Origin of the sequence: Vicingus serpentipes (genome assembly GCF_007993035.1) — a bacterium.
Lineage (GTDB): Bacteria > Bacteroidota > Bacteroidia > Flavobacteriales_E > Vicingaceae > Vicingus > Vicingus serpentipes.
The window spans coordinates 519271-535419 of sequence record NZ_VOOS01000002.1; the positions used below are offsets into that span (position 1 = coordinate 519271).

Here is a 16149-nt window from a genome sequence, read left to right on the forward strand (position 1 = left end):
AGTTAATCCAAATTCTAAATCGGTAAAAGAAAGTTTAACAACCTTAAGAGAGGATTTCTTAGGTAGAGCTAAAACATATTGTAAATCTTAAAATTATAAAGATGAAAAAATCGAAAACTGAAATTATTACTGCAAGGGTAAAGCCTGAGATTAAAGAGGCTTTACAATACTTTGCATCACAATTAGGTTTAAGTGTAAACTACCTTCTAAATCTAATGGTAAACAATCAATTAACTTCAATGTCATCTGGTGATGACATTGAAGATTTAAAAAAACGAATAGCGGCATTAGAATTAAGACTTAAAATACGGAAAAGAATGTGTGAAAAGTATAAAAACTCAGCTCCAAGACCTAAAGCATCTCCATTAGCTTGTCCAAACAACGCACCTTTAATTTTATTTTTAATCATATTATAATTTTATACTAGGTATAGGGTTGAATCATGTTATCGATAGTTAATATTAGTGAATCTATAGGGTTTTGCATAAGTTGATGTCCACCTGGATTATCTTTTTCAAACTTAATCTTACTTTTAATATTATCTTTTTTTATTTTATCAATCAATTCGCAAACATCAATACTCTCAGTATATAAAACTTGTACCCATAAATTAATACATTTAATTTTTTCTTCTACTGCTTTATCATTTAGGGTAAAAAAGCCATAACCTAAACCATGATCCCTCCATAATTGAGAAAAGGTTTTAATTGAAGATACATCAATATTCTCATGCTTAAAAAAAGTTAAGAGTTTATTCCTCTTTGGTTTAAATTTCTTAGCAATTCTAATACATTCTAGCTCTTTAATTGATGGCTTCATTTGTTTTAAATAATTATTTCACACCATTATTTTTCGAATACATACACGAATAACTCTTCACTTTCTTCTTTTACAGGTATAACTAAACTATAGTTATCGGCATCTTTAAAATGGTTAAATATTAGTTGAATTCCATCTTCTCTTATTAGCAACCAACTCTCTCTATTTTTAAACTCCATATAAGAAAACACCTCATAGTTAAATTTTTCATGAGTTTCATTTAAAATCTTTTTATGCTCATTTAACTCAAAAGTAAGCGATACTGATTTTTCATCTTGTGAAAAAATTACATTATTATAAAAACCATAAACTCCCTTATCTTTATGTTCACTTTCTGACATTGGATTTCCATAGTAATCTACAAAAATGTAATTTGATACATTTAATTTTAAATCTGCAAGCGATGGGAAATTATCGTATCTCATATTTTTCTTAAATGCCTTGTAAGCATATATTACATTATTAATTGCAAGAGAATCATCTGAATAAATTTCAACTAAATATGTTTCATAATTTTCTTTATAATTTTCTATAAAAGAAGAATATGGAGTAATAGCCATCTCCCATCTAGTATCTTTACCTAATAACCTCATTTTTACAAATCCATTAATATCAGGTTGAGATAAAACAACAAAAGTTTCCTCATGATCTTCAGATTCAATAATTACTGAAGATTCAGAAACGCTTAACTTTAAATCACATTCATCTTCAAATTGTAAAGAATCATATTGATAAACTTGTATATTCTCAAGAACATATTCAATTTCTTCGGCATATGAGAATTTAATAACAAATAACAGGGCAATTAGAAGGAGCTTTTTCATAGTTAAAGGATTTAGAAATTAGTAATTCTTTAACTAAATAACGGATGAGTTTGATTTCGTTACAAAATATAATTTAATGTATCATCCCTAAAAAAAACATACACTCTTCTGAATCAAGTATTTCGTAAGATGTTCCATATTCAATCATTAGGTGTCCATTTTTAGTAAATGTTAGTACTGTATGGCGTTTGTCGGTATTAATCCCTCTAATTACCTTATTAGAATCTTCATCTATAAGTTCTTGCTCTATAGTAATTAGATCTTCCGAAAGAGTTTTCCCATCTACCCCTTTAAATTCTAATGAAACTACTTTTTTCTTAACATCAACATCAATATTTTTAAAGATAATGTCATCTGCTTCTAATATTTCCAACATATAGCTAGAGCCAGCTTCTTTAATCATTAAGCTTTCTGTTTTAAATGTTTGTGAGAATGTTACTGTACTGAATAGTACTGCTGATAAGGTTAAAATTAGCTTTTTCATATATAATAAACGCTATTTAATAGTGATAAAGTTTTTTAAGTATCTAAACTCAGTAATTACTAAATACTTAATGTTTTTAGGTGTCTGACCATCCTTATCATCAAACACTAAATCACCTTCGAAGAAATATGTTACCTCAAACTCACCACCAGCTGAAGCATCTTGAGTAATCGTTCTTACATTTAACTCACCTACTCTGTAAGTTGTGTCCGAAATGTTTTTACCCATTGCCTCAACCATTTTCTTTCTAATTAAAACATATCCATCTGACTCCATCTGAATGTCAGTAGACTTTAATTTATACTTTTTAACAACTAATGAAGTGTCCTTTCTTGCTTCAGAAAGTCTTTCTTTAAATGTTTGTGAGAATGTTAATATACTGATTAGTAATACTGATAAGGTTAAAAGTAGCTTTTTCATAGTTAAAGGATTTAGAAATTAGTAATTCTTTAACTAAATAACGGATGAGTTTGATTTCGTTACAATTAAGTTTAATTCTAATGCATATAATATAAACCTTAGAAAAAAAGATAAAAAAAAGTCCCACCAAAGGCAGGACTTTATAATTTCTTAATGAAACATAATTAATCTATAGAATCTTATAGCCATTGGCTTTAAAAACTTTCTTAATCAACATTACTAAAGTATAAAGACCTAAAACTATTAATAGACTCGTATGACGACTCTCCATAACTTAACAGAAGACTACCATCTCTTACGTGTGTCATCGAAACATACTCATTATTGTTTCCGAGCCCTTTAATAACTCTATTTCCTTTGTCCATATTCTCTGATTCAACATTAATAATATCAGCAAAAACAACCTCTTTTCCTTTCATTAAAAATATTTCAACTCTTTTAATTAATTCCCATACAATAATTCTATCAAAATTACATTCTGAGCCGTAAGTTATTGAAGAAATTAAATCACTCCCAACTTCTGAATCAACAACTTCTTTAATTTTAAATGTTTCTTGTGAAAATGATACTGTACTAATTAGTACTACCGACAAGGTTAAAATTAGCTTTTTCATAGTAAAAGGTTTTAGGGGTAAATAAGTCTTTAACTAAATAACGAAAAGATTTATAAATTGTTACAATATCTATTTTAATCAAGTTATTTACCTCAGCGTTCATCGTTTAAATGGAAAGGCTATAAAATGCAAGAGAAGTAACAATATAAATTGTATTTATTTAAGGTAAAAAAGGTGAACAATAACTCCAACAAGTGTCTTAAAAATAATTTAGATAGACTTAAAAAAGGCAGAAACTAAAAAACATAAGAACCATAAAGGTTTGTAAAAGTTTCAATTGCAAATATAAAATCTTTTATATTTCCGATTGAAATGTTAAATTTGGGTTATACGCATATTGCGAATAAACGTACCGGTACGTTTATTCGGATGTTAGCAAACATAAAAACAAAATATGATAACAGATTATAATACTTTTTTTAAAGTAAAAATGCCAAGCAAAGGCTATCATTGTTTTGATAGTCACGATGAAATTCACATTGAAAAAAACCTTTCATTTTTATGTGCTTGTGGTAATGACCATAATTGTAATGAAGCAATTGCGCACATAAAGTTTCCAATAGAAAATAAAACATTGTATATATGCCCTAATAACAAATTACTCCTAATACTTGTAAGACCAACAGGTTTATTCAAAATTAAGGGTTTAAAGATGATCGCAGCATATAAAGCAGAAGACGAGAATGAACTGAGTCAAATAATGAAGGATATTGAAAGTAGAAAAAGAATAGATTAAAAAATAATATTAATGAAAAGTTTAATTAATATACTAAATGGAGTAATTGCTCATTGGAACAATACTCATAATAAATTGACGAATAGATTTTATGAAAAATCTGAACAATTCCCAGAGTTAAACAAAATTCTTGCACAGGGTTCAGTTTACAGTATCTCCCAATTTATATCTTTAGTTCTAGGCCCAAAGAGAGACACTAAAATCACATTAGAATCAATAAGTAATAAAGAAATTAAACAACTAAAAATCAAAAATTTTGGTGCCGTGTATAAAGATTTATTAAGTATGTATTTTATTCTATTAGGAACAATAGATTCTAACTTAAAAAATGAAGCTGAATATACTTATTATTTAATTTATAAAGACTACTTAGGATACAAAGAGTACAACACTTTTATCGATAGCAAATACATACAACAGAAAGACTATGTTGATGAAGATACTGGTGAAGTTTGCGAATACGCTGAAATTAAAAGTGAAATTTCAGATAATGAAAAAAATGAAGTGATTAAGGGAATAATTAATGTAGGTTTTAAACGAATTTCACAGAATATCCCAATTCTATCAGATATTGATCCAGGCTTATTATATATGTTTAACACTTCTACGATGACAAACATTTCTATGGTCATTAAACCACAACTAGCGAAAATTAAATGATGTGTTTAAAAAAAAACGATTTGCCAACATCATCTATATTTTATAGGACAATTGATAGTAATTTAAAACAGCAAAGTAATTAATATACTCCGCCAAAACTTTGTTTTGTCGTTTTAATAGGAATTAAGTTAAAACCCAAAGCCAAAGGTTTGGCTAATTAGCTAAGCGAAAATATAGTACTTTTAATTCGCCCTACAAAACATAGATAGGGCGTTGTGCTTAATTAATATTAATAAAATATGAATTCAAAATGTTTATTATCCTTTCTCTGTTTTATTTTTATCCAAACTGTTTGGGCTCAAGATTCTTGCGAAGAATATATTGAATTCAAAAAAGGTCAGTATACAAAATACAATTGTAAAGGTGAAGGGAGTGCTAATGGATTAAATTTTTCAATAAAATACCCTAATACATGGATTTTAAAGGACGGTGATAGACCTCATATTGTAAAAAACATTATGGGAAAACTGGAGGGATTAGTTATCTATGTGAATAAACTATCTGAATCAGATTTGCCTAAAGAGGATGTTTCTGAATTTTTCACTTTAGAAGGTCTTAAATACATTATAGGAGTTGATGAATTTGATAGTTACGATTTAAACCAAGAAATAGACGGTATAAGAACAGCATGTGTTTATTTCAATACTAATATTAAAAGACTCGACACTGAAATAAAATCAAAAAATCTTGTTTATCTTATGATTTATAAGAATTACTTGATACAACTTCATTTTTCTGTGACAGCTCCACCACCTTTTTCTAATTTCTTTGAAAAAAAATTCAAGCGTTACGAAGGTTTATTTAAATTAATGGCAAACTCATTCATTATTAATTCACAATGGACATCAACCCCAGTTAGTAATAATTCAACTCTCAACAAAATCAATGAAGCTTATAAGAAGTTTAACAGTAATAAACTATCATTCTCATATTTAAAAAAATATAACTTAACAGAAAAAAGATATACAGATAATGTAAACGTTGTACTAAAATACAATAAGGACAATGTTATTGTTAACTTAAATAGTAATTACACTCATAATTCTGTCTATAAAATTGATAGGAAAGTATTAAAACAATCGCTTGTAACTGAAACTAAGAAATCATTAAAAAAAATAAATTTTACAGGGAATTCTGAAGTCGTCTTTCTTAAAGATGAAATAAAAAAAATACACAACAAAGAACTAATTAAAATTACCTCAAAAACAAAATATGAAGGTAAAACTATAGTTTATCAAATTATGTATATCTATTTATATAATAATAAATCTTGCTTTATCACATTAACCAGTAACTCAAGTATTGAAAGACTTAATCAAGTTGATAAAGATGTAGATATTCTATTAAAAACATTAAAAATTCTTAATTAAAAATTAAACTACTTAAAAAACGACCATAATAAGCTAATATAAAATAATCTACGTTTATATAATCGAACCTAAAAAACTAAAAACTATGAAAAATTTAACACTAGTATCAGTATTATTAATTAGCCTATCGTCTTTCGCGTAAAAAGAATCTATTTCTAAAATGTTATTAAATAAAGAAATTTATTTTAGATCAGTAACTTTTGAAGATAGTAGTAAAGTAACAAGAATATTGAGTGATGAATTTTTGTATGAAGTAAGAGCTAAAAACATAAAAGTAAGATATGATGACGACAGCTTTATTATTAACTACAAATCAACTTATGAGGTAACTATTACAGGGAAAGATGGGGGTGTTTCTTTTAATATTGAATACATGAATAAGAAAAAGGAAATAATAGCTCAAAAAAGTATATCTATTAAAGATGGAGAAACAAGAGTTAATTTCTACTTTTACTTTAAAGATGATAATTATATGTTCACTAATAAAAAAGAATTTGTAGAGGAATTAGCCCCTGATTTTAAATATGAATAACAAACCTTATCACTAACACAAAAACCGATTACCAACTTTAATTTTAAAAGATAATTTTAACATTAAATGGTCAACTTTTGCTCAAGTAACATACAGACTCTTATGGTTAATCAATCTTGATAAAATTGAAAAAGTTGATAATGGATATAAAATAAAAAACTAAGCACAACACTGTATATAGCAAATAGGTACTGTCTTACTAAACTGAAAAGTTGATGCTTTTTTGAAACTCCGCCAAATTAAAAATTTGGCTTTTAAATTTTGAATAAGTTAAAAACAAAATATTTAAATTTGGCTAATTGGTAAACGGAAAATTCACTACAATTAATTACCTACTTGCCATATACTAATCGTTATCATTATTGATTAATGTAATAAAAGTAATTTTTTTAATCAAAACTTTGCACACCTTTAGCATTCATAGTTTGCATTGTAACTCTATAAGGTGCAATAGTAGCTGTAATACTATTCTCTAGTTCTACTTTTATATTTTCGTAATAAATTAAACTACCATCGGGGAGGTTTACCATTATTTTACGAGTAGTTATAGGTATAGAATTTCCTTCTACATCAAGCGATATAAAACCATCTGATTTTAAGTCTTTGTATATTAATGTAAACGATTTTACATCGTAAGTTAATAGTTTATTTTTTGCTTTAGAAACAGCTTCTAACTTACCCGATAGCAACAAAACATCTAACATAGCCACATCAGATGGTTTGCCTCTTAAATAAGCTTTAACTTCATCAAAAACAACATAATTAATACTATATACTAAGCGTTCTGTACCTTTATATTGTTCGTAGATATTAAAATTAGCTTCATTTTTAGCATGGGGTATCAAAAAACTGCCAGTGTCGGTAACTAAAAACTCCCCTCCTGCTAGTTCGTATCTAAAATTTCGATTAGAGTCACTTACTGTTATATTTATTGGGTGAGAGATGTTTTGATACAAATAGCCATAACTAGGAGATGTTGTAATCTCAACTTTAGGTCGCTCAACATTAAATTCGTATTCCTGAGCACTTAAATTTATGCTTAGAATTATTAATATAGATGCTATATATACTCTCATTAATTTTAGTCTTTAATTCCATGATACATTTTATCTGCTCTAATCATTCCGAAGATATTCACTTTCACTTCTGCATCAGGAGATAGTTCTATTGTAAACTTATCGAAAAAATAGGTGTTTTTACCATCTTTTAATATAACATCTCTTAATTTCTTTGGAATTACATCTCCTTTTACAATATGCTCAATATATTTACCATCTTTTGTGTAAGAAAGCATAAAAGATTTTACCTTATAAGGTTTAATTATTGATCCATATTTCGTCTTTACATTAAATACTTTAGAAAGTAAAGCCTCATTAACACCATCTACTTCTAATTTTTTAATAGGAGTATTACCAATAAAAGGTAAATATTTATCTATTACTTTAAACTTATCTATTTGAACATTTTTATCATTATCACCTGACTTATCAATTAGCCTAAGAAAAACAGAATCTTTTACTAAAGGAGTTAAAATTAAAAATCCATCTTTAAACTCAACTTCTCCCCCATCAAGTATAACTGTATACTTATTTAATTTTTTCTTATCGTATATTTTAATTGGATTGGGCTGTTTATAAAGCAAAAATTCATACTGCGTATCAATAATTTCAACTTTTAATGGCTTTTTCACATTAAACACAAATTCTTTCTTTTCTTGTGTATACACATAAGAAGATAAAATAAGGCTTATTAATATGAAAAAAGATTTTACCATTTATAAACTAAAAAAATAAAAACATCCTAATCATTAGTTATTGTAAATCCTTCATCATTTACAACAGCTAGTACTCCAGGCTCTAATTCTATCATAAATTTAGAAAATGATAGATCTACGTATTCATTTTCAAATACATCCAAACAATGTTTTGGAATTCTACCTCCTTTCACTTTATGCTCTATATATTTACCATCTTTTTCATAAGATATAATAAATGAAATTATTTTATAAATAGATACTTCTGAATTGTATTTAGTTCTGAATGTAAATTCTTCCAGAATTGTGCCTTCTTCAAGTGATACCTCATCTTCAAAAAATGATAAATCACCCATATAAAACGCATACTTATCTACTACTCTAAATTTATCAATTTTTACTGGCTTAAAATCAATACTAAAATTATCTAAAGCCCTTAAATAAACATCTTCTTTTACTTGTGGTGTTAGAATCAAATAACCATCTTCATACTCAACTTCTCCTCCATCTAGCATAAATGTATACTTACTTAAAATTTCTTTATTATTGATTTTAATAGGATTAGGTTGATTAAATAACAAAAATTCATATCTAGTATCTATTATATCATTTGCTTTTGGTTTATTAACCTTAAATACAAACTCTTTCTTTTCTTGGCTATTCGCAAGAAAAGAAAGAGTTAATGATATTATTATTAATACTAATTTCAATTTTACAGATTAAAGATTTGTTCAGAGCTCATTGCTGCAAATTCTTTACTACTTATTAATTCCATTTCAAATACGTAAAATTTTTGATCTGGTTTTAATCGTTTAAATTTTTCGACACTATATATAGCTACATGTTTTCTATCGCTTGTTACTGCCCATATCATGGTTTCTTCATTAGGCGTATACCTTAATCCTTCCTCATAATCTAAGCGATCTATATTTAATACTACATTCTTATTTTTTTGAACTAGAAATATATTTTTAAAGTTTAATTTCTCATCGTTTTCATCTCTAAAATCAGCTTTAACAATAGCTTCAGTTGGCATTTTCTCAGGGCAATCAGAATTCCAAATTCCGAACTGTGAAACCTGAAAGTTTCGCATTATTTTATTCTCTACGATTACTGCTAGTTCTTGAGCCATTTTATTCAATTCAATAATCTTTAACTCATTTAATTTTTTAGATCGCTCCCCTATTCTTTTCGCAGCTTCTCTTTTACGTCTTTTTAATGAGTCTTTCTGAATTTTATAACTGCTTATTAGTCTATTATAATCAGACATTGCTAGCTCCATATTTTCACTTTTTACAACTGGGGTAGTAATAAAGTTAACCTTCGAACTTTTGTTAGCAAAATAAACAACAAACTCATCCTTACCCTCTCCTCTTAAAACATCTACACTTTCCCATAATATATCAGCGTATTTAGGGTCAAATTTCTTGTCTTTATCACTAACCTGAAACTTTAGCCCATTAAATGCTCTTAATTCTGGAAAGTCTTTGTAGTCGACATTTATCGTAAACGAAAACTTATCCTTATTCTGTGCTTTAGGCTTAATTGGTTTTGAATTTTTAAGCTCTTTCAACTCAGCTAAAATCTGCTCTTTCTCTTCTATTTTTTGATCTTCAACTAAATTTAACGAATCTAATTTTTGTCTTATCACCTCTCTTGAGTATCCTATTTCATCTTTTCCTTTAAAATCCCATTCATTGGTTTGAGGGTTTAAGTAATAAAGATTAAAGTTATCGCCAGCTTGCTCTGAAGCTAACGCAACACTAATACTCTTTCCTTCTTTGATGTATATTGGATTATTATTTTGGTACGCTAAAACTTCAAACATTCCTCCACTTTCAAATACATACTCTTCTCCATTTTCATTATAATTCATAGGCATGCCCGACATAAAAATGTCTTTTTGATTTAGCACTTCTCTAAATCTTATTTCAATTTCTCCAACAACTTCGTTACCATTCGAATCAACTAAAATATTTGGTGGTAAAACTATTCGAGTTCCATTATTTGTTGTTAATTGAATTTCTTTATCAGAAAGTATAACTTTATGAGACTCTGCATTTAGTTCTTCTTCTATTGGCGATTCATAAATCATTTCATAAGCTAAATTATTTGGGTTTTCTGTAGAAAAATTAGCTTGAGAATTATAGAGAACTATTGAAGTAACTACCGCAGTAAGAACTCCTCCTCCTAAAAAGTAGGGTGACTTGTAAAATGGGATTTTCATGGCGTAAAATTTATTTAAGACTCCGTTGAAATTTTTAAATTTCATGGCTTCTTCTGGGGTTAATTTGTCTTTGATATTTATATTTTTCATGACTATTATTTTTTAATAATATCTTTTAGTTTGGCAATAGCTCTGTGTGTTTTTACACGAGCATTAGTTTCTTTAATTTTTAATATATCTGCTATTTCACTAAATGATCTATCTTCAAAAAAACGTAACTCAATTAATTCAAGATCTTCAGCGTTTAATTCTGTTAATGCATTTATTATTTTTTTAGTTTTATTTTCTTTTTCTTCAATTAAAGAATTGTCTTCATCAGCAGAATCCATTAAGTAATTCAACTCATCTAAGCTCACTGATAAACATTGATTTTTTTGATTTTTTCTGAAATAATCAACTACTTCATTTCTTGCTATTTGAAACAACCAGCTACCAAATGGAAACCCTTTCGATTTATATTGCTTAATTCTTTTTAATGCTTTAGCAAAAATTAGAGAGGTAATTTCATCGGCCTCATTAGTATCATATACACGCTTGTATACATAGTTAAATATTTGCAAGAAATACTTATCGTATAATGGAGCAAATTCTCTTGGATCTTTTTGAGATTTTAAAACAACCTCATCATCTCTTAAGATGTCCTTATCTGTTTGATGGTATGTTAACTTTTCACTCATGTAGTTGCTTTAAATTGTTTTCCTTTATTAACATAACGATCTATTAATAATTCGTTACAAACTTTTTAATTTATCCGTAAAAATTCCTGAACTCATGTTACATATAAATATATCTTCAATCAAATTGTTCTCTTTATTAATTATATAAGAAAACTCAGGTTTACTCCTATTTCCAAAAAACTGAAGATTTGCTTTTCCATACTTACATCCCATACATTTTCCTGGTTTAATTGTGGTTTGGAGTACTCCTTTAAGTTTAACATCTTCAAACGTATTCTTTAAAGATTGTAAAAATCTATACTTATCTAAATCTTGAAAATATTGATTCTCGTTAATAAGAGGTTCAAAAAGTGAAGCATCTAAATTTATGCAAGCATCAATAAAAGCTTCTTCAATAATATTATCATGTATACCTTCTAGTTCTTGATTTACTTTTAGTTTTATTAAAGTCTCCATATAGATTAACTGTTTTATTTCATTAATAATAACTTCAAAATATATAATGTGTTACATATTTTGTAACAAATAATTTTTTGTACGTTATAACAATGTACTAAACTATAATAATTATGCTTGAAACTGTTAATGAATTTGATTTAAAAGGCAATGTAAAAAGTTGTTCCGTTAACACATATCAGTATAATAGTAATGGTGTTTTAGAAACAGATGTATACCATAAATATTTTGTAAAATTTGACACTAACAACCAACTTATAGCCTACATAGATTCTGATAGAGATATAGTTTGTGATTGGAATTATTATACAAATGCTATTGGATTAAAAGAATATACTTCCAATAAAGACTTTATTCGAGTTTTACACCTTGATGCTGAAACGAATGATTTTCGTTTTGAAACAACTCATCAATTTAACAAGCAAGGATTTTTAGTTCTATCTTCTGTTGTAAATTACAACGGCGATTTAACAATGTATACAAGATATTACTATGATGATTTTAATAGGTTAATTAGAGTAGTTGAAACTCGAGTGGAAGATTATGAAATTGATAAAATTTATAAAGAAGAACTTTATGAATACAACTTAGATGATGACTTAATTAGCAAAAAAACAATGTATATAAATCATCCTGAATATACTACAACAGAAATGTATACGCTTGATAATAATAAAAATGTAGTTTCAACAATCAAAAAAGATGTTTACAAGGTTGTTTTAAGTGAACTAAAATTCGACTACATATTTGACCAATATGGAAATTGGATTAAACAAAGTGTATACAGAAATAACAAAAAAGTAAGTTTTACTAAACGAAACATACAATATCATTAAATTTAACTACATGAATAATCTAAAAACATACCTGTATACACTATTAACCACATTTATTATTATTGGTAGTGTTGCTTTATATTACTACATTGATAAAAAAGATATACCATATATAAACTCTAAATATACTTTTGGCATTGATGTTTCACATTATCAAGGACACATAGAATGGAGTAAGGTGAAAAATTCGAAACACAATATAAAGTTTGTATTTATTCGATCTTCAATGGGAGTTGACGGAAAAGATAAAAAATATAACTACAACTGGATAAATGCAGAGAAAAATGGTTTTACTAAAGGTGCCTATCATTATTTTAGACCAAATGAAGATGCACAAAAACAATTTGAAAATTTTAAAAACATTGTTAAACTAAAAAAAGGAAACCTTGCTCCTGTTTTAGATGTAGAAGAAATTGGGAGATTATCAAAAAAAGAGCTCCAAAAAAACGTTTTATTATGGCTAAAAGCAGCTGAAAATCATTATAAAATAAAACCTATTTTGTATACAGGTAGAAAGTTTTATACTGATTATTTAAAAGACTTAAATCAAAGCCATAACTTCCCTATTTGGATAGCTTCTTATTCTAATAAAGATAGCCTAAAAGATGTAAAATGGGATTTTCATCAGTTCACTGATAAAGTTAGAATTGATGGTATTAAAACTAAGGTTGATGGAAATGATTTTAATGGTAGACTAGAAAGTTTATTAGATTTTTCTTTATAGAATAATAACAATAAACCATAATAAAAATTCACTTTAATTGTTTGATTATCTTACTAACCCAATTTAATCGCTTAGTTTCATTGTGTTCTTCTCTAGGCCATGGATGATAATATTGATAATCCTCTTTTTTATCACCTAATATTTTTCTAGCTGTAGGAACCAATACTTTATCATAAACTGATTCTTTTATTCTTAATAAATCTTTATTCGTTCCCCATCCTATTAAAATTGGTGCTTTATCCGACAATTGTTCAAATATTTTATCCAATTCTCTTCTTCTTTCATCTTTAAAAATAGACTCTTGTAAATTCTCTAACTTAATTTTACTTCCATCTACATATCTTGCAATTACATCTTTAGAGTTGGCATCACAAATATCAAATAGATTAATTACAATGGCCTTCCTCCAATTTTGATGAAGCATTAATCTAGAAATTTGATATTGTGTAACATCAGGTTCACACTCTACAAAGTCGTTCTTGACTTCGTCTAAAAATGCTCTCTCATCATAATCAATACTTCCCAATGCTTTACTCCCTCCTGGATTTATCATTACCACCAACAAATCAGCAGCAACATCAAAACCGGCATCATTGCCTTTAATTATTAATTGATCTCTATAGTTTACTCCATTTGATTTATAATAAGATCCTGAATAATTGAATTTCTTATTTAATACATCTGTACCTAATAAACTTGCCAGGTATTCTGTTTTAATATCCATTTCATTACCAATATCAACCTTTAGTTGTTTGATTAAAATCGAAGGAGTTCCATATTTATGTTTGTACTTATAATAAACCGTGTCTTTATTTAATAAGTCTAAATGATCATACTCTCCTTGCTCAACTAATGGAACAGCTAATTTAGGATGTTGTCGATTAAAATAAGTATATAGCCAACTTGTTTCAAAACGACCTTCTAAAATTTGATGTTTTTCTGTAGCTCCAGCCTCATCTTTGAAATACTTAACCGCAAAATAATCTTTATTTCGATACTTAAAGTTGATATAAACTCTCCCCCATACTAAACCAATTTGTTCTGTTAACCCTGCACTTTCATATACAACTTCACTCTTCTTTATTAAAGACTCTAAGTTCTCATTACTTTTTTTTAAGGCAGCGTTTTCAAGAGCTAATTCATCATTTTTTTTTTTAACTTCTTCTATATCATTATTAAGCTGATGAGTAACCTCATCTTTATTAAGCAATAGTTTACTATATTCTTCTTCGGTTAATTGAGCTTTAGTTTTAGTTGGGATTTTGTTTTTATCAAACTTTAAACCTTTTAAATTGGGAGTACCTGTGTCTCTTAGATACCATACCCAATAATCATGAGTCCATTCCAACATAAAACATGCTTCCTCCTTAGTGATTTCAATTTCTTCAATAAATTCTCCAGGGTGTGAGGCATCATTACCTAAATTATAACAATTCCATAATTTTTTAATAATCCTATCTGGACAAACTTTTTTAAATGGGTCTTGATGAAGTAAAGACGCACCACTATAAGGCCTAGCCTTATTTTTGTAATTTTCTTTTTCTGGAAATTCAATTTCTTTATCATTGTAAACCTGATATAAAAATGCCTCCAACACTTTACGTAAAAGAGAACCTGTTAAAGAAGAGTCTATAGGTACAAGATCTTCTGCTGTTTTTAATCGTTTATAATAAGGTGTTCCTACTAAAAATTCAAAATTCGATTCAACCATATTTAATTTAAAAAATTCTAATTTAAAGCTTTTTCTACTTAATCTAAAGTTTCTTGAACAAGCCACTCTAATCTTTTTTGCATAATACTTTTAATATTGATAAGCTAATCTTCATTTTCAGGTTTAAGTTGGACTATTTCTATTAAGATACTATTCCATATACCCAGTACGGTTTCATCCCTTCTTCTTTGCTAATTCGCAACCTCATCTTTCTTAAATTATCATATAGTTCTTTCTCTTTATCATTAAACTGATAATTGGTAGATTTTTGAATAAATACTAAAACTTCAAACGCTCCTGCTTAGTTTTTATTAGTGACAACTTAATCTCATCCATATTCTTTAAATCTTTAGTAATAGGTTTTTGATTAAGTTTTATAAACTCTTTTATTACAAAACTTTTTAGTCCTTGCTTATCTTTGAGAAGATTCTTCAGCTCAAAATCTTTATCGTCTCCATTAACAATAATTAAATTAAAAAGATCTTCCGTCAAAGCTATTTCAACCGACTCATTTAAAATAGGATTGTACTTTTTGATAAGAGATTTTATTTTCGACTGCTCTTTCTTATTCATTAAATAAATTTAAGAAATTAGATGAATAAATTATTTTTTTTCTCCTACTTGTAACAAATTTTATATAACCGCGTTATAATAACAAACAATGTATCTTGAATCTCTTTTTAAGAGATACCAACCGAGCAAAAAAGCAACGGTGGTTTAGTATACGGGCAGTCTGTCAAAAACAATTAACCTCAGCTGCCAAAATATTAAAAAAGATACATTGAATTATTAACCTTTTAAATTAATGTATCATGAATCAAATTGAATTAAACAGAATTAATGAATCTCATATAATGAGAGTTGATAAGCTATACAGAATGCATGGAGGCTTATCTTCAAGATTAATTAGCTATCAAAACCAAACAATGTTTTTAGAAATAATCATTTCTAATCGTTGGAGAAAAGATAATTTGACCACAGCTAATCAAATTGCAAAATGTTGGAAAGAATACAATAATCAATTAGCCAACTCAAGCTTCTTTAATGTCAAGATAAAAAGAACAGAAGGAGAAACTGGTTTTGTGATGGGACTTAAAGAAAAGCAAAGTAAAACTGACTTAAAGAAAAAAATTGAAAATTTGGTTAGAGGAGAAAAGAATACCATTTTAATTGAAACTATTAAAGGTACCCTTTAATCAAAACCACAAGCATCAAGAATCTCATTATGAGATACCCTCCGAGCAAAAAAGCCACGGTGGTTTAGTATGCGGGCAGTCTGTCAAAAACAATTAACCTCAGCTGTCAA

At 27.5% G+C, this 16149-nt stretch carries 21 protein-coding genes and 2 riboswitches; of the genes, 8 read left to right on the plus strand and 13 right to left on the minus strand.

Annotation, left to right across the window (positions count from 1 at the left end; genetic code table 11):
• Positions 1-101 precede the first annotated feature (101 nt).
• On the plus strand, positions 102-416 hold the full coding sequence (locus FRY74_RS12875) for a hypothetical protein (RefSeq protein WP_170227967.1): 315 nt from the start codon (positions 102-104) through the stop codon (positions 414-416).
• Between the two features lie 7 nt (positions 417-423).
• Here FRY74_RS12875 and FRY74_RS06290 read toward each other — a convergent pair whose 3' ends face one another.
• The 5 genes from FRY74_RS06290 to FRY74_RS06310 form a co-directional block, all read right to left on the minus strand.
• Positions 424-819 carry a hypothetical protein gene (locus FRY74_RS06290; RefSeq protein WP_147099704.1) on the minus strand — a complete coding sequence of 132 codons (396 nt, stop codon included), beginning with the start codon at positions 817-819 and terminating at the stop codon, positions 424-426.
• Positions 820-845: 26 nt separating this feature from the next.
• Positions 846-1643 (minus strand): hypothetical protein, encoded by a 798-nt coding sequence (locus FRY74_RS06295; protein ID WP_147099706.1) that lies wholly within the window; start codon positions 1641-1643, stop codon positions 846-848.
• 73 nt (positions 1644-1716) lie between these two features.
• Positions 1717-2127, minus strand: coding sequence for a hypothetical protein (locus tag FRY74_RS06300; protein ID WP_147099708.1), 411 nt, complete (start codon positions 2125-2127; stop codon positions 1717-1719).
• Positions 2128-2139: 12 nt separating this feature from the next.
• Positions 2140-2547 (minus strand): hypothetical protein, encoded by a 408-nt coding sequence (locus FRY74_RS06305; protein ID WP_147099710.1) that lies wholly within the window; start codon positions 2545-2547, stop codon positions 2140-2142.
• A gap of 206 nt (positions 2548-2753) precedes the next feature.
• On the minus strand, positions 2754-3161 hold the full coding sequence (locus FRY74_RS06310) for a hypothetical protein (protein ID WP_147099712.1): 408 nt from the start codon (positions 3159-3161) through the stop codon (positions 2754-2756).
• 394 nt (positions 3162-3555) lie between these two features.
• Here FRY74_RS06310 and FRY74_RS06315 point away from each other — a divergent pair, with 394 nt between their 5' ends.
• From FRY74_RS06315 to FRY74_RS06330, 4 genes are all read left to right on the plus strand, one after another.
• A complete protein-coding gene (locus FRY74_RS06315) occupies positions 3556-3897 on the plus strand; it encodes a hypothetical protein (RefSeq protein WP_147099714.1) in 342 nt (113 codons plus the stop codon).
• 12 nt (positions 3898-3909) lie between these two features.
• Positions 3910-4557 carry a hypothetical protein gene (locus FRY74_RS06320; protein WP_147099716.1) on the plus strand — a complete coding sequence of 216 codons (648 nt, stop codon included), beginning with the start codon at positions 3910-3912 and terminating at the stop codon, positions 4555-4557.
• Between the two features lie 239 nt (positions 4558-4796).
• Positions 4797-5927, plus strand: coding sequence for a hypothetical protein (locus FRY74_RS06325; RefSeq protein WP_147099718.1), 1131 nt, complete (start codon positions 4797-4799; stop codon positions 5925-5927).
• 160 nt (positions 5928-6087) lie between these two features.
• On the plus strand, positions 6088-6459 hold the full coding sequence (locus FRY74_RS06330) for a hypothetical protein (protein ID WP_147099720.1): 372 nt from the start codon (positions 6088-6090) through the stop codon (positions 6457-6459).
• 389 nt (positions 6460-6848) lie between these two features.
• Here FRY74_RS06330 and FRY74_RS06335 read toward each other — a convergent pair whose 3' ends face one another.
• The 6 genes from FRY74_RS06335 to FRY74_RS06360 form a co-directional block, all read right to left on the minus strand.
• The gene (locus FRY74_RS06335; protein ID WP_147099722.1) at positions 6849-7535 is read right to left on the minus strand and encodes a hypothetical protein; all 687 of its coding nucleotides are present in this window, start codon (positions 7533-7535) and stop codon (positions 6849-6851) included.
• Positions 7536-7540: 5 nt separating this feature from the next.
• Positions 7541-8149, minus strand: coding sequence for a hypothetical protein (locus FRY74_RS06340; RefSeq protein WP_147099724.1), 609 nt, complete (start codon positions 8147-8149; stop codon positions 7541-7543).
• Between the two features lie 110 nt (positions 8150-8259).
• Positions 8260-8922: a hypothetical protein gene (locus FRY74_RS06345; RefSeq protein ID WP_147099726.1), complete on the minus strand. Its 663-nt coding sequence runs from the start codon at positions 8920-8922 to the stop codon at positions 8260-8262.
• Between the two features lie 2 nt (positions 8923-8924).
• Complete coding sequence (locus tag FRY74_RS06350; protein WP_147099729.1) at positions 8925-10529, minus strand: hypothetical protein; 1605 nt, start codon at positions 10527-10529, stop codon at positions 8925-8927.
• A 5-nt stretch (positions 10530-10534) separates the two neighbouring features.
• Positions 10535-11116: an RNA polymerase sigma factor gene (locus FRY74_RS06355; RefSeq protein ID WP_147099731.1), complete on the minus strand. Its 582-nt coding sequence runs from the start codon at positions 11114-11116 to the stop codon at positions 10535-10537.
• A 54-nt stretch (positions 11117-11170) separates the two neighbouring features.
• Positions 11171-11572: a hypothetical protein gene (locus FRY74_RS06360; protein WP_147099732.1), complete on the minus strand. Its 402-nt coding sequence runs from the start codon at positions 11570-11572 to the stop codon at positions 11171-11173.
• 113 nt (positions 11573-11685) lie between these two features.
• On the opposite strand from FRY74_RS06360, the gene FRY74_RS06365 reads away from it, so the two are divergent.
• Positions 11686-12408 (plus strand): hypothetical protein, encoded by a 723-nt coding sequence (locus FRY74_RS06365; protein WP_147099734.1) that lies wholly within the window; start codon positions 11686-11688, stop codon positions 12406-12408.
• A gap of 10 nt (positions 12409-12418) precedes the next feature.
• Positions 12419-13132 carry a glycoside hydrolase family 25 protein gene (locus FRY74_RS06370; protein ID WP_147099736.1) on the plus strand — a complete coding sequence of 238 codons (714 nt, stop codon included), beginning with the start codon at positions 12419-12421 and terminating at the stop codon, positions 13130-13132.
• A 28-nt stretch (positions 13133-13160) separates the two neighbouring features.
• Here FRY74_RS06370 and FRY74_RS06375 read toward each other — a convergent pair whose 3' ends face one another.
• A complete protein-coding gene (locus FRY74_RS06375; protein WP_147099737.1) occupies positions 13161-14843 on the minus strand; it encodes a hypothetical protein in 1683 nt (560 codons plus the stop codon).
• A 279-nt stretch (positions 14844-15122) separates the two neighbouring features.
• Positions 15123-15416 carry a hypothetical protein gene (locus FRY74_RS06380; RefSeq protein ID WP_147099739.1) on the minus strand — a complete coding sequence of 98 codons (294 nt, stop codon included), beginning with the start codon at positions 15414-15416 and terminating at the stop codon, positions 15123-15125.
• 85 nt (positions 15417-15501) lie between these two features.
• Positions 15502-15597: riboswitch (SAM-I-IV-variant riboswitch) on the plus strand.
• Between the two features lie 58 nt (positions 15598-15655).
• Between FRY74_RS06380 and FRY74_RS06385 the strand changes: the two genes are divergently transcribed.
• On the plus strand, positions 15656-16039 hold the full coding sequence (locus FRY74_RS06385) for a hypothetical protein (protein ID WP_147099741.1): 384 nt from the start codon (positions 15656-15658) through the stop codon (positions 16037-16039).
• 7 nt (positions 16040-16046) lie between these two features.
• A riboswitch (SAM-I-IV-variant riboswitch) is annotated at positions 16047-16140 on the plus strand.
• The last annotated feature ends 9 nt before the right edge of the window (positions 16141-16149 follow it).